This is a genomic window from Plectonema cf. radiosum LEGE 06105, assembly GCF_015207665.1.
Taxonomy (GTDB): Bacteria; Cyanobacteriota; Cyanobacteriia; order Cyanobacteriales; family Nostocaceae; genus Rivularia; species Rivularia radiosa_A.
The window spans coordinates 14383-38573 of record NZ_JADEWL010000021.1; the positions used below are offsets into that span (position 1 = coordinate 14383).

Below are 24191 nucleotides of genomic sequence, written 5' to 3' on the forward strand. Positions count from 1 at the left end.
TTCATACATCAAACTCCTAACTCCTAACTCCTAACTCCCCTTCCTACAAATCTTCCAAAATATCATCTAATTCATCTTGACTCAACTGCATTTGGGGAAAATCGGAAGGTGTATAACCTCCAATTTCATCACAACAAAGTTGAATCAGATTACGCAAAGCACTCAGATATAATTCACTAAGATTAATAATAGTACTTCTACGGTGAACTGCTTGAGAATAAATCCAATCCAGCCTTAATTGACCTCCACTAATAATACTATTAATTTCTAGTAAAATATCTCGTTTACCGCGTTTGCTACGAACTGTACCCGTAGATTCTGTTGCTGGTTTTATCAAGGTTGATTCTGCAAAAACTCCATCAACTTGACCAAAATAATTAAATCGGATTTGTGGAGAAATGGCACTAAGTTGTGTTTGTATTTCTTGATTACCCAAATAGCGCAAAATACCATAATCAATTCCTCGGTTGGGAATTTGACGTAGTTGTTCTTTAATAGTTTTCAGAGCAGAAATTGTTTGTTTTTGGGCATCTTTTACTGTACTCAAATCCAGCCACACTGGAAACATGGTAGTAAACCAACCTACAGTACGAGATATATCTACTTCGTTAAATAAATCTTCTCTTCCGTGTGCTTCTAAATCAATTAATAAACGTTTTTCTCCCGTCCATTTTTCAAAGGTTTGCACTAATGCTGTTAGTAATACATCATTAATTTGAGTTTGGTATGATAATGGTACTTGTTGTAATAAAGCTTGTGTTTCTTCAACAGTAAAAGTGATTGAAACTGTATTTGTTGTCGCAACAGTGTTATTTTCTACTGAATAATCTAATGGTAAGGAATTTGCTGGTGATTTACAGACATTTTGCCAATATTTTACTGTTGATGAAGATATTTGAGATTGAGCATAATTTTGTAGAGATTTAGCCCAATATTGAAATGATGTAGTTTTTGGTGGTAATTGGATTTTTTGATGGGAAGTTAATTGTGTAAAAATCGTTTGTAAGTCAGATAATAAAATCCGCCAAGATATTCCATCGATAACTAAATGGTGAATTATAAATAGTAAGCGATTGGTATTATTATTAATATTATGATTATTTAATTTGAAAAATGCTACACGTACTAATCCTGTTGTCAAATCAAGACTTGTTTGTAGTTGTGTTGCTGTTGTGGTTATTGTTGATTGTTGCTGTTTTTCATTTAAAGCTGATAAATCAAATTGTAATAATGGAGTTTGTTTATTTATATAATTATCTACATCGGCATTAATTTGCTGTAAACCAAATTCTGTAGTTTGTTCTATATTTCGGAATTGTAAACGCAATGCGTCATGATGTGCGAAAAGTGTCTGTATGCTTTGCTCTATATATGTAAAGGAAATCGATTTATCAACTTCAAGCATAATCGATTGATTCCAGTGGTGGGAATCGGCAAGATTTTGAGCAAAAAACCAATGTTGAATTGGTGTTAAAGGTACAATACCTGTAATGATTCCTTGTTCTGCATTTACAGAAACAGTATCCGCTACTGCTGCTAATTCTGCTATTGTTTGATATTGAAATAATTGTTTGGGTAATAAACGTAAACCAGCTTGACTGGCTTTGGCAATCACCTGTATTGCTAAAATTGAATCACCACCCAATTCAAAAAAGTTATCATGAATTCCGATTGATTCAATACCAAGTAATTGACTCCAAATTTGTGTTAATATTTGTTCTTGTTGTGTTCTTGCTTCTGCATGATTAATATTCTTATTATTACTATTATTATTCTGATTATTTGAAATATTTGGTTCCGGAAGAGCGCGACGATTAATTTTACCATTAGGAGTTAATGGCATTTCTTCCAACATCATAAAGATAGCCGGAATCATATAATCGGGAAGTTTATTTTGGAGAAAATGACGTAATTGAGTTAAAAAATTATTTTCATTGACAGGATTTGTTAATACAAAGTAAGCGACTAATCGTTTATTTACAAATGTATCTTCCCATACTTTGGTAACAGCTTGATTAACTTCGGGATGTTGATTCAAAGCACTTTCAATTTCTCCTAATTCAATCCGAAAACCTCTAATTTTTACTTGATTATCAAAACGTCCGAGATATTCAATATTTCCGTTTGATAAGTAACGTGCTTTATCACCAGTTTTGTATAGACGTTTGTCTAAGAACCTCACCCCGTCCTGACGGACACCCCTCTCCTTATCAAGGAGAGGGGAAGAACTTACACCCCTCTCCTTATCAAGGAGAGGGGAAGAACTTACACCCCTCTCCTTACTAAGGAGAGGGGAAGGGGGTGAGGTTTTCTCTTCAAAAAACGGATTAGGAATTAATTTTTCTGCGGTTAATTCTGCTCGATTGAGATACCCCCGCATTAAACCATCACCCCCAAGATACAATTCACCGGGAATACCTATGGGAACTGGTTGTAGATAGGAGTCGAGAATATAGGTTTGAGTATTTGCGATCGCACTTCCGATAGGAGGAGATTGGTAATTGGTAATTGGTAATTGGTAATTGGTAATTAATTCTTTTTCTCCTTGTCTCCTTGTCTCCTTGTCCCCCTGCTCCCTACTCCCTGCTCCCTGTTCCCTATCTCCAGATACTAGTGCATAGGTTGAATATGTGGTATCTTCACTGGGACCGTAAAGATTATAAATATTTTCAATATGGTCATGTTGTTGGAGTTGTTGTACTAAACTTTGTTGTAACGCTTCTCCAGCTAAGTTAATTGTATTAACGGAATTAGGGATGGCTTTTAATTGCGATAATTGTAATATTGCACTTGGTACTGTATTAATTAAAGTAACTGAATTTGCTGTATTCAGGTAGGGAAGTTGTAGAGCATTTTCTGCTAAAATTACTTTCCCACCCCAAGATAAAGGTACAAATAATTCAAATACAGATAAATCAAAACAAATGGAAGTTGATGCGAGTACTCCTGCAAGTTGTTTATCGGTGAACACATCCCGCGACCAATGAATTAATATTGTAGCACTACGGTGAGTAATTGCGACACCTTTGGGTTTTCCGGTAGAACCTGATGTGTAGATGACATAAGCTAAGTTTTCGGGTTCTATTTTTAGATTAATATTTGTTGTGTTTTGCTGAGTTATTATATTCCAATCACTTTTGAAGTGAACAACATTTAACGATTCCGAATTAGAAATTTCAAAATCCGAGTTCTGAATTAAAACAGATACCTCAGCATCTTTAAGCATATATGATAAACGTTCTTGGGGATATTTTGGATCTAAAGGAACATAAGCTCCTCCTGCTTTAAGAATAGCCAACAATCCAATTACCATATTTATACGACGTTCGACGCAGATTCCTACCCGTGTTTCTGGTTTTACTCCCAATTTGATTAAATAATTAGCTAATTGATTTGACCTAATATTTAATTCTTGATATGTAAGTTGTTGATTTTCGTCTACAATTGCAATACTATCAGGTATTTTCTCTACTTGTATTTCAAATAATTGATCAATAGAACTTTGGGGATAGTTTACTTGAGTTTGATTCCATTCAACAAGTAACTGTTGTTGTTCTGATACAGTTAATAAAGGTAATTCATAAAGTTTTTGTTGGGGATTTTCGACTATTGCTTGTAATAAAGTTTGCCAATGTCCAATCATACGTTCAATAGTACTGACTTTAAACAAATCTTGGTTATACTCAAAGCTACCAATTAACCCGTTTGCTGTTTCACTCATGGACAGCGTTAAGTCAAATTTAGCCGTACCATTATCGCTATTAATCGGACTCCAACTTAAATCTTCTAATATCAAAGGTTGAATAGAAGCATTTTGCAACAGAAACATCACCTGGAACAACGGTGTATAACTTAAAGAACGTACTAATTGCAATTCATCTATCAACTGTTCAAAAGGTAAATCTTGATGAGCATAAGCACCTAAAGCAACTTCTCTAACTCTATTTAATAATTCCTCAAAAGTTGGATTTCCCGATAAACTTGTCCGCAAAGCAAGAGTATTCGCAAAACAACCAATCAACCCTTCTAACTCAGCACGATGACGATTGGCGATCGCACTTCCAATGACAATATCTTCACTGTTACTATAGCGATACAATAACGTTTGAAATGCAGCTAATAAAGTCATAAATAGCGTACATCCAGATTTCTGACTCAATTGTTTGAGCGCTTGAGATAACTCTACAGATAATTCAAATTTTATACTTCCACCCCGTGTAGTTTGTACAGCACCACGAGGAAAATCAGTAGGTAACTCCAACAAATTAGGAGCATTTTGTAACTGATTATGCCAGTAATTTAACTGTTTTTTTCTTACTTCTCCCTGAAGTAAATTTCTTTGCCAAGCTGCAAAATCAGCGTATTGAATTGGTAATTCATTTAACCTCACCCCCTTCCCCTCTCCTTGATAAGGAGAGGGGTGTCCGTCAGGACGGGGTGAGGTTTCCTCTTGATATATAAGAGCAACTTCTTTTACTAACACTCCCATCGACCAACCATCTGCAATAATATGATGCAAAGTTATGAGAATTACATGACTTTGAGAATTCAAACGCAGTAATTTTACCCTTAATAAAGGAGGTTTATCAAGTTGAAAAGGTTCTTGTGCTTCTTCTGTAGCTATTAGTTTTACTTTTTCTTGTTGAATTAGTTCAGTTAAATTAGTTAAATCAATTATTTGTAATTGAAATTCATTTATAGATAATAATTGAGCAACAGGTTTTCCTTCAACTGTGAAAAAAGCAGTACGTAAAACTTCGTGACGATTGATAATTTCTTGAAAACTAGCTTCAAGTACTAAAATATCAAGTTCACCGCTTATTTGTAGTGCAGCAGGTATATTATAAAAAGGACTATCCGGTTCCAATTCTGATAAAAACCACTGACGTTGTTGAGCAAAAGAAATCGGTAATTTATTTTGACGTTCGATTTTCTCAATTTTCGGTTGAATAAATTCTAATTTGCTTGTAGTAATAGCTTCAGCTATTCCAATAATCGTCGGATTTTCAAACAATATTCGTAAAGGTAACTCAACAGCAAACACTTCCCGAATTTGAGAAATTACACGAGTCGCAAGTAAAGAATGTCCCCCCAACTCAAAGAAATTATCATCAACACTAATTCTTTCAACTCCTAGAATCTGCAACCAAATATTTACTAAAAGTTCTTCAATTGGATTACGAGCAGCAATCAAATTTCTCTTTTCTTGAATATCAATTTGTTCAGGTAACGGCAAAGCTTTTCGATCAACTTTACGATTAGGAGTCAGGGGAAACTCTTCTAACATCATATAATCAGAAGGAATCATATAACCAGGTAACTTACTTTGTAGAAATTGCCTTAATTGAGTTATTGATACTTCTTCTTCCGCAATTAAATAAGCAATTAATTTTTCATCATCTTGATTATCATATAAAGTTACCACAGCTTGATTCACCTGTGGATGCTGCATCAAAACCGCTTCAATTTCCCCCAACTCAATCCGAAAACCACGTAACTTAACTTGATAATCAATTCTTCCCAAATACTCCAAATTCCCATCATGTAAATATCTTACTAAATCCCCCGTCTTATACAACTTAGAATCATGAATCTCTCTTTCCCCTCTTTCCTCAGCGCTCTCAGCGTCTCTGCGGTTAATTAATCCTACTTCCTCAATACTAAACCAATTATCAACAAACCTTTCCGCTGTCAATTCCGGTTGATTCAAATAACCACTAGCTAATCCCACACCACCAATATATAACTGTCCCGCTACCCCTATAGGAACTGGTTGTAAATCATCATCAACAACATAAAACTGAGTATTATTAATCGGTTTACCAATCGCAACACAATCATTAATAAAATCACCCGTAATTTGAATTACACTAGACCATATTGTTGCTTCCGTTGGTCCATATAAATTCCATAATTCTTTACCACGTTTAACTAATTCTGCTGCTATTAATCTATCTAAAGCTTCTCCACCACTGAGAATTTTTAAGTTTTGACTTCCTTCCCATCCTGCTGTTAACAATAACCTCCAAGTTGCCGGAGTCGCTTGCATTATTGTTACTTGATTATTCTCTATACTTTGCGCTAATAATATTCCATCTGTGGTAGTTTCTCTACTAGCAATGATTAACCGCGCTCCTGTAATTAAAGGGAGATATAATTCTAATGCGGCAATATCGAATGATAATGTTGTCACTGATAGTAAAATGTCATCTGATGTGATTCCTGGTTGCTGCTGCATTGATTCAAGACAGTTCACTAAGGATTTGTGCAGAATTTGCACTGCTTTGGGTTTTCCTGTGGAACCTGATGTGTAGATGATGTAGGCTAAATGGTTGGGTGTTGTTTGAGGTGCTAGGTTTGAGTGGGATTTTTGTTCGATTAATTCGCGATCGCAATCTAGGTTAATCAGCGTTTTTCTCTGTATCTCGGTTAGGGGTGAGGTTTTTGAATCGGTAATTAAAAAATTCACCCCTGAATTTTCAATCATATATATTAAACGTTCTTGGGGGAATGCTGGATCTAAAGGAATATAGGTTCCACCTGCTTTGAGAATTGCGAGTAATGTAATTAAGATTTTTTCTGAACGTTGTAAATATATTCCTACTTTGGTTTGTGTTTTTACTCCTATTGATTTTAAATAATGAGCAAGTTGATTTGCTTTTTCGTTTAACTCTTTATATGTAAGCTGTTGCGATTCAAATACGACTGCGATTTTTGAGGGAGTAAGTTCTACTTGATTTTCAATTAGTTGATGTAGACAAATAGGAGAATATTCGCGGTTTGTATTGTTCCATTCTATGAGTAGTTGCTGTTGTTCTCCTAGGGTTAATAGGGGGAGTTGGCAAATTTTTTGTTCGGGTTTGGTGACAATTGCTGTTAACAGAATTTGGAAATGACCGATAATTCTTTCAATAGTTGACTTCGCAAATAAATCTGTATTATATTCAAAAATTCCCGTTAAACCCGAAGCTGTTTCATACATATCCAGACTTAAGTCAAATCTGGAAGTTTCGTGTTCTGGTTCGAGATATTTTAACGATAACCCCGATAAATTTATGGTTTGTGTAGGTGTATTATGTAGAATAAACATCACCTGAAACAACGGATTATAGCTGAGATTGCGTTCTGGTTGCAGTTGTTCTACTAAATACTCGTAGGGTAAGTCTTGATTTGCGTATGCATTTAACGTAACATTCCGGACTTGTTGAAGGAAATCGTCAAAACTGGGATTACCGGATAAATTGGTACGGAAGATGAGGTTATTAACAAATAATCCGATTAAGTTACTAATTTCAGCCTGATTTTCTCGATTTGTAATCGTAGAACCAATTAGTATATCTTCTTGATTACTGTAGCGATAAAGTAATATTTTAAACGCTGCTAATAAGGTCATAAATAAGGTAGTATTTTGACCTTGGCTAAGATTTTTGAGTGCCTTTGATAAGTCTTGGGAAAGAGCGAAAAATTCTCTAGCACCACGAAATCTTTGTACGGGTGGACGAGGATAGTCGGTAGGTAGTGCTAATAAAGGTGGATAATTAGCTAAGTTTTTTTGCCAGTATTTTAGTTGGATATCACGTTTTGGACTTTTTAACCATTTTTGCTCCCAAGTTGCGTAATCGCCATATTGAACAGTTAATTCTGGTAGTTGTGCTGTTTCTCCTTTACTCAAAGATTGATAAATTGTTGCTAATTCTCGGATTAATAATCGCATCGAAAAATAATCTGAGATAATGTGATGCATGGTGAATAACAACACATATTCCTCAGAGTTTAATTTAATTAATTTGACTCGAAATAAAGGTTTATCAGATAAATCAAATGGTTGTATCGATGTTTTTTTAATTAACTGTTTAACTTGTTGTTCTTGCTGCTGGTTTGGTAATAATTGTAAGTCAATCAGAGGAAATTTTAATTTTAATTTAGGATAAACTTGCTGTATGGGTTCCTCTTCTACTACCGTAAAACTAGAGCGTAATACTTCATGACGCTGAATAATTTGATTAAGACTTTGTTGTAAAAGAATGATATTAACAGAACCAGTTAAATGTAAAGCTGCGGGAATATTATACGCTGATGATTCTGGTTGCAGTTTGTCGAGAAACCATAATCGTTTTTGAGCAAAGGAGAGAGGAAAGTTTTGGGGTTTGTTGGCTTTTTCTTGAAGTAGTTTTGCTAGTAATTGACGCTTTTGTTCTGGGGAGAGGTTTTCTAGAGATTTAGACATTTTTAAATAGTTTTAAACTTCTAATATTGTTAAAATAGGTAAGAGGCAAAAGGCAAGAGGCTTTATTGTAACGCCGGTTATTGACTCCTATACATTTTTATTTAATTATTAAAAAATGTAGGGTATATTATCGGCATTAATTTATCAAGCATCAAATTAATCATCCTGATACCGTTAGCATAATGCCATAATTGTTCTATTTCATAAACATGATTATTTTGTACTGCTTTTAATTGTTGCCAGGTTCGATTATTAGCAAGTTGTTGGGATAGGGGAATTTTGCCTGGAGAGTATGTTTGGAAGAAAATGATATCGGGATTTACCGACAAAATTTTTTTCAGAGAAACATTTGTTAAACCTGGTTCGATATTGTAACCTTTGGGTTCAAACCAGGGATAATGGCTAAATCGTTGAATAATGCTGCCAAAAGTTCCGATATTGGTTTCAATGATAAATTTACCACTCAAACAGTTGATTTTTCACCCTCCCATAAATAGCACCGTTTTGTAAGCTGTTGTGGGAATAGTATTACTATACATCTGTAGACGATGATTAATTGTTGCGATCGCCATTTCTGCTTGAGCTAGTCGATCAGTTAAGCAAGCAATATCGCGGAGTCTTCGCAATGCTGCTTGATATCCATTACCACCCATGAGGTAAAATGGAATTTCACGACCTAAATAATTTAACTCAAATAAAAAACTTCATAGATTTTCTTCCTGTTAATGAACCAACCTGAGAGTTAGCAGCCGAATTATGGGCAGAAGCAAGAAATAAAGGATTACCCATTACCAATTACCAATTACCCATTACCCCATCTCCGATCATTCCCCAACCGTATCTAACCAACTTTGTAAATCAGCCATGCTATTAAAATCAAGCAACGCTTCAGCAAGGTTTTCTAATTGTTCTAAAGGTAGGGTTTCAATGCGCGATCGCACTTGTTGTGATAATTCTCCCACCCGTCGGGTTAGTTGACGCAGGATGAGCGATTGTGCTTCCGCTTGTCTTCCTTCTTGCTTAATTTCACGGTAAACTCGCGTTTCCTTGAGCGTAATCCCTAACATATCTTCTACCTCTCTCCTACTTAAATTTTCAAATTTATAAGTTATTATCGTCGTCACTAATTCTATTATGGCTTGACTTGAAGGCTGAGGATTTTCTTGTTGAGTTCTTTGTAATAAATACCTAGCTTCTTCTGGTGCTTGCTGTTCATTAATTGTAGTCAGCAGCATTACCGCTAATCCCAATGGTAGTTCGCGAATATCTCCTAATTCATCCAAAAAAACCCGATATACTTGTCCACCATTCAGAAATGAGCGATGTGGGTAAATATCGCTTTGTTCAATGCTACGATTGGGATAAATTATAACTATTTGCCAGTCAGTGAATCTGTTACGATTACGGTAGAAATAAAGAGAAGTTTCTGCATCTACCCGTTCATAAAGTCTTTCATCCTTTTGGAATTGCACCTCACAAAAATATACTGCTCCTGGACTTTCATTTTCCGGTGGTACGAACACCCCATCAATTTCAAATCTTGGTTCTTTAACAGCTACCGAATCAAACTTGTATTCAGATGCATTCTCCGGTGGGTTTGTCAACAATTCAAATAGTAAAGCTGGATATTGTTGAAATAATTTATAAAAAATCGAATCTCGACGCATAATTATTTCTTAAATCTGATTCAGTTTGGAATACATTTAATCATAATTGGGTTACATATTGCTACTCTTCCATCATTTGTTTTAATAAAGCATCAACGTCTTCTTCAGAAATTTCTTCCAAGTTTTCTAATATTTCTTGGTTGTTATTTCGTTCAACTTTTTTAATTGTTTCTACGCAGCTAATTTGTTTTGGTTGCTGTTCAATGACTTGTGCTTGCTCTGCAATTGTGGGAGCTTCAAAGAAGTGACGAATTGTAATTTCTACTTGCAAGATTTGTCGCATTTGAGTAATTACTTGAGTTGCGGATAAGGAATTACCACCCAACTCGAAGAAATTATCATGAATGCCGATTTGTTCGAGCTTAAGAGCATTTCGCCAAATTTGTGCGATCGCCTTTTCTAATTCCGTCTTAGCTGCCACATATTCTACATCTATTTGACCGTGTAATTGCGGTTTTGGTAAGGCTCTACGGTCGATTTTACCATTGCTAGTTAATGGTAATGTATCTAAGAGCATATAGTGAGATGGCACCATATAATCGGGTAGTTTTTGTTGGAGATATTGACGCAATCTTTCCGAAATTGACATTGACTGTTGCGGTGTTTCTGAAGACATCCATTGTTGTGTCCAAGTTTGCTCAATTTTTCCACCAACGAAGCTATGTAATAAAATTTGACTGGGTTCTAAATTAAACCATTCTCGTATTCTTTCAAATTCTAGTACTCCAATGGGACATAAACCAATTTTAAAATCTGGTGCTGTTTCCATCAGTAATTGGCTGATATAACCTGCTTCTAATAAGCAAAAATCTTTCGCTTTGTCACCATATACGGGAGTAATTGCTGCTAATTCTGCAATTAGGAATAGTGAAAACCCGGACTCTTCAAAAATTGCTTGATTGCCGCTATAAACTTGATTATCAATAACTGATTCTTGATGGAGTAAAGTTAAATTATGCTTTGCAGGATGATAATAGTAAATTCCTGGTTCTAATCCTGCAATCCGATTATTTTTAACATACAAATAAGCTTGTACGGGATAAAGACTACCCGCAGAACCATAGCGATATTTAGGCAGTGGAAAATCCTTTAATTGCATTTGTGCTAAACTACCAATCCACTGACTAAATTGGTTTAAATTAATCGGTTGTTGGAGAAATTGACGGTAACTTTGTCGTCTTAAATAAGCTTGATTTATATTTTCATCCCGTTCAAGTTGTGGAAGTTCTATCTGTTTTTCACCTTCATCTTTACGAATACCAAGTTGCTGCAATTTAAAATCAATTTTTTCTACAGGATTGGGGACAATATAAGCTACCAATTGCTTATTATCAAGTTGATTATCAAAATTACCCACAGCAGTTACAACCGCTTCCTGAATCAAAGGATTTTTGAGTAATACTGTTTCTATTTCCCCCAATTCAATCCGATAACCATTTACTTTTACTTGAAAATCTTCTCTTCCCAAAAATTCGATACTACCATCTGGAAGATATCTTCCTAAATCCCCGGTTTTGTATAACCTCACCCCCTTCCCCTCTCCTTGGTAAGGAGAGGGGTGTCCGTCAGGACGGGGTGAGGTTCCCTTCCCCTCTCCTTGGTAAGGAGAAGGGTGTCCGTCAGGACGGGGTGAGGTTTCTTCTACAAAGGGATTTGGAATGAATTTTTCTGCTGTTAATTGGGGTTGATTCAAATATCCTTTTGCTAAACCAATTCCACTAATATAAAGTTGTCCTGTTACCCAAATCGGACAAGGTTCCATTGCTTCGTTTAGTACATAAAACTGTTGATTTGTCAATGGATAACCGTAAGGAATACTCTTCCAACTGGGATTAATTTCTTTGATAGGATAAGCAATCGACCAAATTGAAGCTTCCGTTGCTCCACCCAAGCTTATAATTTCTGCATTTGTAAGCTGATTCCAAATTCTTTGGGGTAGATTCAATGGTATCCAGTCGCCGCTCATCAACACTAAACGTAAGGAATTTGTTTTTTGTTCAACTGACTCTAAATGCTCTACTAACAATTGCATTAAAGCGGGAACCGAATTCCAAATTGTTACGTGATATTCCTGTATCAAATTTGTCCAGTGTGCGGAGTCTTTTGCTAAATCTGCATCGGGAATAACTATAGTTGCTCCTGCGGCTAATGTTCCGAAAATATCATATACAGATAAGTCGAAACTTAGAGAAGATAAAGCTAAAACGCAATCTTGTTGAGTAATTCCAAAGCGTTGATTAATATCCAAAATTGTATTAACCGCACCTTGATGATTAATCATCACACCTTTGGGTAATCCCGTAGAGCCGGAGGTATAGATTATGTAGGCAAGTTGTGAGGACTCCAAAGTAACCTCACCCCCATCCCCTCTCCTTACTAAGGAGAGGGGTGTCCGAAAGGACGGGGTGAGGTTTTTCATGGAATTTTCTACTACAATTCGGGTGATACCATCTTCCCAATAATCGGAATTATCTAACCAAGGTTGGATGACAACGTATTCAATTTGTGCTTGCTGTAATATCTGAGAGCGTCTTTCTCTTGGTAATTCTGGGTCTATAGGAACATAGGCTGCACCTGCTGTTAAAATACCTAAGACAGCTACTACTTGTTCCCAACCTTTGGACATTACAACCGCGATTAGTTGATTTTGTAGCCCTAATTCTTGTAACTGTGTGGTGAGATATAAAGTGCGATCGCGCAATTCTTGATAACTAAAACAAACATTTGAGGTGATTATTGCTTGTTTATCGGGATTGAGGGCAACTCTATCAAAAAATAATTCGTGTAAAAGCGGTTGGGTATTGATTAAATTTGCTTGTGTGGCATTTACTCGATTAAATATTTCCAGTTGTGTGGATGGTAATAGTTGTCTAGTAGTATTTTGCCATGCTGCTTGATTCGCCAAACTTTCTAGAAAACGGCTGTAGGTAGTAAACATATCATCGAGCATTCCCGAAGGGAACAGTTCGTCAATGGTATCCCAGTTATAAACTAATGCTCCGTTAATTTCGGAAACTTGATGATCGAGGTAAACTTGGGATGTTTGACTCACACTGTAGACGACTTCTCCATCCCAATTTCGATTTCTAGATGATTTTTCGGAATTATCTTGAGTAAGAGTGCTGGTAAATACAACGGGCATTAATGCGCCAGTCATTCGCCCTTTAGTACGCGCTAATCTTCGTAATACTTCAACTCCACTCACATAACGATGGTCTAAATCTGACCATAATTGTTCCTGAATTCTTTTAGCTCTAGTAGCAAATATATCTTTACCGCTATTATCAATTGCCAATAATGTTGATGAAGTAAAATCTCCAATTAGTTGATTTACCTGGGGATGTAATGGTAAACGATTGAATAGGGTTAAATTGAGAGTAAATTGGGGATTATTGCTCCACAATGTCAGGATTTCGGCAAAAGCTGCGAGTAATAAGCCAGAAGGGGTAATATTATTTTGGGTTGCAAGCTGTTTGATTTTTCCCCATAATTCTGGTTTTAAAGTGTGGGTACGACGGATAAAACGCGGTTGTTTAATTGCGTTGGGATTTTTTTGTAACGGTAGTTGGGGAGCAGGGGGTAAAGTTGTCAGACGTGACAGCCAATAATTCCAAGATTGCTGATATTTATCTGAATTACGAAACTCGTTTTCCGCTAATACATAATCCCGGAAAGAAATTTCTAACGGTGGGAATTTATTTGATTGTTGAATCAACAATACCAATTCTTGCGCTAATATCTGTAAACTCCAAGCATCACCCATCAATACATCAAAACTAATCAAAAAGCGTACTCTGTCATCTGACAACAACACCGCTTGAATATCAAATAAAGGATATTCTTCCGTGGATAACACTTGATGAGAAAGCTTATCCCGTAAGTTTGTTAACTCCTTATCAACCTCTTCCACAGAAGAAGCACACAAATTTAATGTTTTAATTTTATAGGGTGGCACTTGCGGTAAAATTCGCTGTTTACCATCAGATTCCACAATTACCCGCAGCATATCATGACGATTAATCAACTGCTGCAAAGCAACTTCCACCTGTTGAACACTTAACCCTACCGTTTCAATTTCTCGATAACCATGAGTCGAGACATTTCCCAATTCAAAAGCTTTATTTCGTCCAATCCAGTAAGCTTGTTGAATATCAGTTAAGGGAAAAGGTTCATAACGTTGCGTTAAATCTGGTACGAGTTTCGGTAAACTTTGGAAATTTGGTATTACTGAATTATTTTCTACTTGCTCAACCAATCCCGCAACAGTAGGATTTAGAAACAAACTGCGTAAAGGAATATCAACTTGTAAACATTGATTAATCTCCGCAATGATTTTAATACCTAAAAGAGAATGTCCCCCTAATTCAAAGAAATTATCGTGTAACCCAACTTGTTCTACCTTTAATTCATCTTGCCAAATTTTAGCGATCGCCTTTTCAATTTCCGTTTGTGGTTGAATAAAAGTCGTCTTTAATTCCCGACGAATGGTATCAGGTAAAGGTAATTTGCGTCGATTTATCTTACCATTTGGCAAACGCGGTAATTCATCCAACTCCACAAACGCAGCAGGAATCATATAAACAGGAAGTCTTTCCGATAAAAAATTACGAACTTGAGAAATTGATATTTCTAAATCATCCTTAAATACAACATAAGCAACCAGTAACTTATTTTCTCCCTCTTCTCTAACATTCACCGCTGATTCTTGTACTTGGGGATATTGACTTAAAGCAGCTTCCACCTCACCAATTTCAATCCGATACCCCCGAATTTTTACCTGACTATCCAGCCTACCAATATACTCAATATTACCATCAGCTAAATAACGTACCAAATCGCCAGTTTTGTATAATCTGCTAATGGGTAATTGGGAATTAGGAATCTTCTTCTCTCTTCCTTCTTCCTCAGCGCTCTCAGCGTCTCTGCGGTTAATTAATTCATCATCTTCCGTAAAAAACGAATTAAACCGATTCGGAATAAACCTTTGAGCAGTCAAATCCGGTTTATTAAAATAACCCCTTGCTAACCCCGCACCACCAAGATATAACTCACCAATGACACCCACGGGAACAGGTTGTAAATAACTATCGAGAATATAAGCTTGAGTATTCGCAATTGGAAAACCTATCGGAGGAGATTGGTAATTGGTAATTGGTAATTGGTAATTGGTAATTAATTCTTTTTCTCCTTGTCTGCCTACTCCCTTCCCCCTTCCCCCAACTAAAGCATAGGTAGAATAGATTGTATCCTCACTAGGACCATATAAATTAAATATCTGCTGAATATAAGGATGTTTTTCTAATTGTTGTACCAAACTCCACTGTAAAGCTTCTCCAGCTAAATTAATCGTATTTACCGAATTCGGAATTGCATTTACACGAGATAATTGAGAAATAGCACTCGGTACAGTATTAATCGTTGTTATACCCCAAGCACCAGGTAAATCCACTAAATCCAAAACGTTTTCTACGAGAATAATTTTTCCACCCCAACTTAATGGTACAAACAATTCAAATACCGATAAGTCAAAGCAAATCGAAGTTGATGCTAACATTCCAGCAATAACTTGATCGTTAAATACTTCCCTTGCCCAATGCAGCAAAGTTACCGTACTACGATGAGCGATCGCAACTCCTTTGGGTTTACCTGTAGAGCCGCTCGTGTAAATTAAATATGCTAAATTGTCTGCTGTAACTTGACTTTTGGGATTATCTGTACTGTGTTGAGCAATTTTTTCCCAATCGTTAAATAACCTCACCCCGCCTCCGGCACCCCTCTCCTTGTCAAGGAGAGGGGAAAAGCTTTCTTCTACACCCTTCTCCCTATCATGAGGGGAAACTAATCTACCTCCGGCTCCCCTCTCCTTACCAAGGAGAGGGGCTGGGGGTGAGGTTTCCGTCAATAAAATTTCTATTTGAGCATCTTCAATAATATATGCCGTGCGTGCTTCTGGATAAGTTGGATCTAAAGGTACGTAAGCCGCACCAGCTTTGAGAATCGCTAAAATACCAATTACTAATTCTAAATTTCGCTCAAAATAAACTCCAACTTTCGACTCTGGTTTTACACCCAATGTTTGCAAATAATGAGCTAATTGATTTGCACGCTTATTTAATTCCCTATAAGTCAAATGACAATCATCATGAACAAGGGCAATAGCATCAGGGGTTTTTTCTACCTGAAGAGCAAATAACTCATGAATACATAAATCCTCATACTCGCGCTGTGTCTGATTCCATTCCCACAATATTTGTTTTGATTCCGCTTCACTCAACAGTGGTAAATTACCAATATGACAATCGGGATTATCAACTATTCCCCCTAACAAAACCCGAAAATGTTCTACAAGACGGACAATGGTTTCCTCGTCAAATAAATCGCTGCTATATTCAACCTGTCCACAAATACCTTTTTCTGTATCTTGTAAATTCAAACGCAATTCGTACTTGACAAATTCTTGCTTGTATGCATCTCGTTCTACCGTCAAATTATTTAATTGTAAAGGTTTGACACTCGCTAATTGTAAATCAAACTTCACCTGAAACAACGGCATCATTTGACTGATATCGCGGTTAGGATTGAGAATTTCCACCAACTTTTCAAATGGTAAATCCTTGTGAGCAAAAGCTCCTAAAACAACTTCCCGCACTCGCTGCAATAATTCGCGAAATGTCGGATTACCAGAAACATCAGTTCGTAACACCAAAGTATTTACTAATAAACCAATTAAAGGTTCAATTTCAGTGCGATCGCGATTTGCAATATCGGTTCCAACAACAATATCATCTTGATGGGTGTAGCGATGCAGCAACACTTGAAAAGCAGATAACAGCATCGTAAACAACGTCACTCCGGATTTTGCACTCAAATTCCGCAGCTTTTCTGATAATCTTTGAGAAAGACTTAGAGGATAATGTGCGCCTTTATAACTTGGAACTGGTAATCTTTTTCTATCAGTAGGTAATTCTAATACCGAAAGATTATTTAATTTTTCTTTCCAATAATTAGTTTGGTTTTCTAAAACCTCACCCTGTAACCATTGACGCTGCCAAATTGCGAAATCACCATATTGAATCGGTAATTCATTTAGCGGGTTTTTCGTTGCATCTCCTCCGGAGATAGTTTTGCGATCGCAAAAAGCATTATAAATACTTGATAGCTCCCGTAAAAACACCCCTATTGACCAACGGTCGGATATGATGTGATGAGTTGTAATTAATAGGATATGTTCAAACTCGCTTAATTTAATTAAACTTAATCGTAATAAAGGTTTAGTCAAATCAAAAGGAGATTCATAAGCATCTCGCACCAACTTTCTGACAATATCTTCCCTTGATAATAAACCTTGTAAATCCACCACAGGTAAACTCAGTTCTTCGGGTACAGCAATCTTTTGAACTGGTTCTTTTTGGGAATTACTTATAAACGTAGTGCGAAGAATTTCATGTCTTCTTATTATTTCATTTAGCGATTTTTCTAAAACTCCTACATTTAATTTCCCCTTAAGCTTAAGAGCGCTAGGCACATTATAAGTACTGCTTTCGGGTTCAAGTTGCTGAATAAACCACAAACGTTGTTGAGCAAAAGACAACGGTAATTCATCCCCAGATTCTCGTGGATAAATTTGATTATTATCAGGAATTACTATCCCTCTTTCTTTAAGACGACGTTTGAATAGTTTACGTTGTTCGGGAGTTAGTTTTGTAAGTTGTTCGTAAATATTATCCATTGCTTAACACCATTTTTAATATATTTGCAACCCAGAGGCACGCAAAGGAAACCGCAAAGAAACGCAAAGTCTTTAAACCCTCCTCCGCGCATACCTCAGCGTACCTCTGCGTTTAAATCTCATTCCTCCAACTCCTTCGCAATCTCTTCAGCCGATAAACCTTGAATTTCAGCCAAAACATCAGCCATTTGAGCTAAATCATCCTCTTTCGGCTGCTCTCGCCCTATCATCCCCGCAATCTTACCCACCGTCGGTGCTTCAAACAAAACACTCCGCATTTCTAACTCAACCTGAAACATTTCTCTAAGTCTTGCTATTGCTTGTACCGCTAACAATGAATGTCCCCCCAACTCAAAGAAACTGTCATTTACCCCGACTTTATCTATCCCTAATAAATCTTGCCATATTTGAGCTATTGCTTGCTCAATATCATTCCTGGGTGCTACATATTCATTAGTTAAATTTGGTCTTGTATGACTAGAATTATTCCCAATGGTAGATGCTTCATTTAATGGTTGTACCCTTACCCACTGCTCGATTCTTGCATCTAACTCTCCCTTACTCACCACAACTTGAGGAACACCCATCTTTAAAATACTTTGAGTTGCTTCCCACACTTCACGGGGAGTCAGAGCAAATTGAGCCATATTGGAACTAAATTCACGATGTTGATTTAATTCAAAATCACAAGCATCCCAATTAACGCTAAACCAAGGAGTTGATTCCTCAAGATTATTACTTAATTGCTGATGAGCAAAAGCATCGACAAAATAATTTGCAGCACTATAAGCTCCTAAACCCAATCCACCAACAACAGTAGATAAAGAAGATTGCAAAATACAAAAATCCAACTTTCTTGACTGCAAAACCTTCGCTAAAACCTGTAAACCATAAACTTTATAACGGAAATTATACTCGCAATGATTCCCAGTCAATTCTCCAATTGTTGCAGTCGAATGCTCGTTACTCATCGGAGTGGAATAAAATACCCCATTAATTTCTCCAAACTCTGCTTCAGCTTGAGAAACAGCATCCTCCATTTGCGACTCTGATGTTATATCCGCTTCCACAAACAAATATTCCCACTCCCAACTTGGTTTCTCATCCCCAATCAAAACCAACCTTGCTCGCATCGTGTTAACTAAATACTCAGCAAAAACCCTACCCAATCCCCCAACCAAATCCCCAACAATTAAATAACTCCCCACCTCACGCAACACAATCTCCGTACTTCTTCCCTCAGCGCCCTCAGCGCCTCTGCGGTTATTTAACTCCGTAAACACCTTTCTCCAACGATACCTTCCCCGATAAGCAACAGTAAAATCTCTAACTTCACCCACCATCTCAATTAACAGCTGCTTAATTAACCTTTCCTTTTGCTCGCAAATCTTCACATCAATATTACAGCAAGCAATATTAGGATATTCTTGTCCAATCACCTTACTCAAACCCACTATAGGAGATTGAACCGGATTTAACTCCTCTTCCCCAACAACGTCATATAAACAATTAGTAATAATCTTGATATAAATCGAATTACTAATCTTCTGTTGAGAAATTGCCTTAGTTAAATACAGTAAACTATAAAATCCTAACTTTTGAGCATCTGCAAAGCTCGTACTAACATCATCTAGATTCCATAGATGAATCACCCGCTCAACATTTAATTCCCGTAATTCCAAATCTTCCAATAACTCAACATAATCTTCCTGACATTCGGGATTAATGCTAAATTGTCGATAACCCACTTGGTCAAACTTATCACCAACGGCAACAGTAATTACATCATGTCCGGCATTTGCCAATTGCTGAGCAATTTCGCTACCAATACCAGCAGCATCAACAAAAATTAACCATACATATTTATATGAAGCAAGTTTCTCCCTAGTTACAAACTCAACTCGATCGCGTTCCCAAGAAGATACATAAAACCAATCTCCATCATGATTAATTTTGACTCCACCTTTTATACTTCCTCTACCACTTCTTTCCTCAGCGCCCTCTGTGCCTCTGCGGTTTTTTAATCTATAATCTTCTACACCAAACAAACTACTTACTTCCCTAGCACCATCTATCCAGTAACGCTTTCTCTCAAAAGGATAAGTTGGTAAAGGTACTCGATAACGCTTCTGTTGCTGATAAAAACCACTCCAGTCAATCTTTAACCCATTTAACCACAGTTGTCCCAATGTATTTAAAATAAAATCAACATCGGATTTATCTTCTTTGGGATGTCTGACACTTGTTAAAACCAGTTCCCCTTGTCCCTTCGCAAAAGTACTCAACGTTCTTCCCGCACCAACTTCTAGTAAAATGCGATGGGAATCTTTTGTTAACTCTGTAACACCAGCAGCAAACTGTACCGTTTCTCGTAAATGCTTCACCCAATAAGCTTTATCCGTTGCTTCTGTTGCAGTAATCCAAGTACCAGTAACGTTAGATATAAAGGGAATCGAAGGAGGATTTAGTTTAATAGACTCCAACACCTGCATAAACGGTTTTTCAGCACCCGACATCATTGGTGAATGAAATGCATGGGATGTATGTAAAAGCCGACAAGCTATATTTGACGCTTCTAAACGTTTCTCTAAATTAGCGATCGCCTCACATTTTCCCGACACTACACATAATAATGGTGAATTAATCGCAGCTAAAGTAATTTCATCGTTTAACCAAGATTGAATATCATTAGCAGATAAAAATACCGAAAGCATAGCACCAGTTGGCTGTTGCTGCATTAACTTTCCTCGTACAGCAACCACTTTTAAAGCATCTTCTAAAGAAAATACCCCAGCCAAACAAGCTGCTACATATTCCCCAATACTATGTCCAATACTCACTTCTGGAGTAATTCCCCATGACATCCATAACTTAGCTAAAGCATATTCGATGATGAATATTGCAGGTTGTGCGATCGCAGTTTGGTTAAGGGGAGAAGGGGTAGAGTTTTCACTTCCTATTCCCTTTTCACTAGGATAAATAAGAGTTTGTAAATCAAAACCGAGATGGGGTTTTAGCAAAGTACAGCAATTATCTACTGTTTCTTGGAATACTGGTTGTGTTTCATATAGTTCCCGTCCCATGTTAACGTATTGACTGCCTTGTCCGGAAAACATGAAAGCGACACTTCGAGTTGTTGGGGTGTGAGTGTGGGTGAAAACTTCCGGAGAATCTGGTGATTTTAGTAATAGAATAGCGGATTCGATGTTTTGACAAACCAAGAAGCGACGATGTTCAAATTCTTGTCTACCAACTTTCAAAGTATAGGCAACATCCGCTAAGTTTAAATCGGGATGTGCTTCTAAATATCTGGCTAAATTTGCTGTAGCTGTTAAGACTGCCGATTCTGTTTTGGCAGAAATTAATAACAGTTCCCACGATTTAACCTCACCCCCTTCCCCTCTCCTTGTTAAGGAGAGGGGTGTCCCATCTGACACGCCTCTTTCTCCTCTTGTTGAGAGGGGTGTCCCATCTGACACGCCTCTTTCCCCTCTCCTTAATAAGGAGAGGGGTGTCCGTAAGGACGGGGTGAGGTTTTCTTCCAATACCAGATGAGCATTTGTTCCTCCAATTCCAAAGGAACTCACACCAGCACGACGAGGTAATTTATCGGTTTCCCATGGTGATAAACTCGTATTGACGTAAAAAGGACTAGCATTAAAATCAATTTGTGGATTCGGTTGCTCAAAATGCAAACTAGGAGGAATTTGTTTGTATTTGAGTGCCAAAACAGCTTTGATTAAACTAGCAATTCCCGCAGCAGTATCTAAATGTCCGATATTGGTTTTCAGTGAACCGATACCGCAAGCTTTTTGTCTTCCCCTTACTCCCTCCGCTCCCTCTGCTCCCTTTTGACTTCCAAATACTTGAGTTAATGCTGCAATTTCAATTGGATCTCCCAATGCAGTACCAGTACCGTGAGCCTCTATATAACTTATACTCGATGGTTCTACGGACGCTATTAACTGTGCAGCACGAATTACTTTTGCTTGAGCATCAATACTCGGAGATGTATAACTAACTTTAAAAGCACCATCATTATTAATCGCACTTCCTTTAATTATCGCATCAATACAGTCTCCATCATTTAAAGCATCTTCCAATCTTTTGAGAACAACAATTCCGACTCCACTTCCCGAAACTGTTCCTTTTGCATCAGCATCGAAAGCACGGCAATGTCCATCAGGTGAATAAATACCACCTTCTTGATATAAATACCCTACCTGCTTAGAAATTGCTACCCCACCCGCCAAAGCCATGTCGCACTCGCCGCTTAATAAACTTTGACAGGCTATATGAACTGCAACTAAGGATGTCGAACAAGCCGTTTGTACGTCAACACTTGGTCCTTCTAAATTCAGTTTATAGGATACTCGCGTTGTTAAAAAATCCTTGTCGCTGGCTAAAAATAACTGATAGTTACTAACAGAATTACGAATATTTGGATTTGTATAGAGATTAAACAAATACCCATTCATTCCCGCACCACCGTAAACCCCTATCAAACCTTGATAAGTTTGGGGATTGTATCCTGCGGTTTCTATTGCTTCCACAGCACATTCTAAAAATAAACGCTGTTGTGGATCTAAAATTTCTGCTTCCCTGGGACTAAAACCAAAAAAATCTGCATCGAATAGTTCAACATCTTCGAGTACCGCTCCTGCTTTTACATACTGGGGATGCTCTAAAGATGATTTATCTACACCTTGAGAAAGCAAATATTCATCCGTCAAAGGACGAATTGATTCCACCCCATTCTGAATATTTTGCCAAAACTCATCGATATTCTTAGCACCTGGAAACCTACCAGCCATACCGATAATCGCAATTTCTAATCCATTCGTAGTCATTTAAATTTTAGATTTTAGATTTTAGATTTTGGATTTTAAATTTTAGATTATGTCCTACGGACACAGTAATTAGATGATTATTTTTTCTAAAAATTAAGAAGTGGCTTGTAAACTTTAGTTTTTAAACACAATGGGCTTCGATTCGTTTCTATTCGTAACTTCTACTTTTTTGAGAACTATTTTTAATCTATTGATAATTTTTTTTTACATTTGACTATTATTGCACAATCATGAGCAATAAATACGTATTTTTGATTACTTATTTTCAATATATGAATTTTTTATGTTGTTTAAATATTTACGTGCTTTTCGTATATTTTGTGACTTTTACAATACTTAGCTTTGACCTTTGAGCTTAAACCTTTAACCTGTTCCTTCTCATATCATAATTTAACCGATGCAAAATCCAAACCAGATGCTGAAATTGCTTGCTGACACTTTTGAACCGACATATCACCCGCAATCGCTTTGCGATTTAACTTATTCGCGATCGCAATCATTTGTGAATATGGTAGCCAAGGAAAGACAATTGTGTCCCCTGGTTGAGAAAACATATTAATTAATTGCTCTAAATTATCTTGCTGCAACGCTGATTCTTGTAAAACAATCAAAGTTCCGGCTACATCAATTAACCAATCGTGATCCCAATTACTAGAAGTCGCAGCCACAGCTAAGGTGATGTCAGGGATATGAGAATGGAACTGGGATGAAGCCGTATCTCCACAAAAAACCAGATGTTGTCCTTCCAATACATACCAACCGGCTTCAACTTTCGTATCGGAAGCGAAATTTGGTTGTTTTGATTGTGCTTGGGAAACTTCTACTGATTCAACCTCTACTACTTCTTGAGGAACTAATCGAATAATTTCAGGTATAGAAGCAGAAGAAATAGATAGCTTTGTTTCGTTAACGGGCGTATAATCTTTGTGCTCAGTTTGAAGGGTAGATTTGTGTTTTTTCTGCTCGATGTGCGATCGCAATTCTTTATGAGTAATTTTTTCTCCTTCTTTGGCTTTGAGTAAATACTCTTCCCGTACATTTTGAGGTGTAGATGGTGCAGCTAAAAGGTAAAGTGCAGAAGTCGCAATGTCAATTTGTGCAAGATTTGCACGTTCCCCAAAAGTCTCATAAACATTGATAAAGTTGTATGCTGTACGTCTACTCCAACCAAATTCCGCTTTTAACCAAGCATCGAATTGACCATGCTTCAATTGAGCGCGTACATCCGCTAAACGCTGACCGATTTCCCAAATATCTTGAGCCGAACGTTGTAAACGCTCTTGGATTTCACCAGTTCTTTGCATGACTAGGATACGCTGCTCTGGGGTCAACGCTTCATAATCAAATATAGAAGTAGCGATTTGCTTCGTTTTTTCCAATTTGCTCACAACTAGCTCCAATTTATCTATTTGATCATAATTTATTTCTTGTCATAAGGATATACAACTGCTTACAAGCTAAACCAGATCACAAATCAATTTTTATTAATGTATAACTTTTGTAAAAAAAAACACGACAGACTTGACAAGCAATCCCTTTCATTAGTTAATGAGAATAATTATTATTTGATGACTACTAGTTGGTAATCAATGTTCCATCAATAGAATGTTTTGCAGATGATTAAACGTTTTATGTTTCAAGACTTATATTTATCTATCTAAGGGAGGTTATTTTTAAGTAAATATTGGCTATTTTTAGCTTTGCCTGATTATCAATTG

6 protein-coding genes and 1 pseudogene are annotated in these 24191 nt (G+C 36.9%); all 7 read right to left on the reverse strand.

Features of this window, described 5'->3' with window-relative positions:
• Positions 1–43: 43 nt before the first annotated feature.
• The 7 genes and pseudogenes from IQ247_RS09400 to IQ247_RS09430 all read right to left on the reverse strand — a co-directional run bounded on the left by IQ247_RS09400 (position 44) and on the right by IQ247_RS09430 (position 23861).
• Positions 44–8227, reverse strand: coding sequence for a non-ribosomal peptide synthetase (locus IQ247_RS09400; protein WP_193919262.1), 8184 nt, complete (start codon positions 8225–8227; stop codon positions 44–46).
• 101 nt (positions 8228–8328) lie between these two features.
• Positions 8329–8694, reverse strand: coding sequence for an ABC transporter substrate-binding protein (locus IQ247_RS09405; protein WP_193919264.1), 366 nt, complete (start codon positions 8692–8694; stop codon positions 8329–8331).
• Between the two features lie 12 nt (positions 8695–8706).
• Positions 8707–8880, reverse strand: a complete 174-nt coding sequence (locus tag IQ247_RS09410; RefSeq protein WP_193919266.1) for a hypothetical protein — start codon at positions 8878–8880, stop codon at positions 8707–8709.
• Positions 8881–9051: 171 nt separating this feature from the next.
• Positions 9052–9894: a DUF2887 domain-containing protein gene (locus IQ247_RS09415; protein WP_193919268.1), complete on the reverse strand. Its 843-nt coding sequence runs from the start codon at positions 9892–9894 to the stop codon at positions 9052–9054.
• 217 nt (positions 9895–10111) lie between these two features.
• Positions 10112–17485: pseudogene (locus IQ247_RS09420) on the reverse strand (amino acid adenylation domain-containing protein); the annotation flags it as partial.
• 257 nt (positions 17486–17742) lie between these two features.
• Positions 17743–22473, reverse strand: a complete 4731-nt coding sequence (locus tag IQ247_RS09425; RefSeq protein ID WP_193919271.1) for a type I polyketide synthase — start codon at positions 22471–22473, stop codon at positions 17743–17745.
• A 383-nt stretch (positions 22474–22856) separates the two neighbouring features.
• On the reverse strand, positions 22857–23861 hold the full coding sequence (locus tag IQ247_RS09430; RefSeq protein ID WP_322745468.1) for a DUF3102 domain-containing protein: 1005 nt from the start codon (positions 23859–23861) through the stop codon (positions 22857–22859).
• Between the last annotated feature and the right edge of the window lie 330 nt (positions 23862–24191).

Excerpts from the sequence above, each read along its gene's own strand:
- IQ247_RS09400 (WP_193919262.1), bottom strand. The coding sequence starts at position 8,227 with ATGTCTAAATCTCTAGAAAACCTCTCCCCAGAACAAAAGCGTCAATTA.
- IQ247_RS09410 (WP_193919266.1), bottom strand. The coding sequence starts at position 8,880 with ATGGGTGGTAATGGATATCAAGCAGCATTGCGAAGACTCCGCGATATT.
- IQ247_RS09415 (WP_193919268.1), bottom strand. The coding sequence starts at position 9,894 with ATGCGTCGAGATTCGATTTTTTATAAATTATTTCAACAATATCCAGCT.
- IQ247_RS09425 (WP_193919271.1), bottom strand. The coding sequence starts at position 22,473 with ATGACTACGAATGGATTAGAAATTGCGATTATCGGTATGGCTGGTAGG.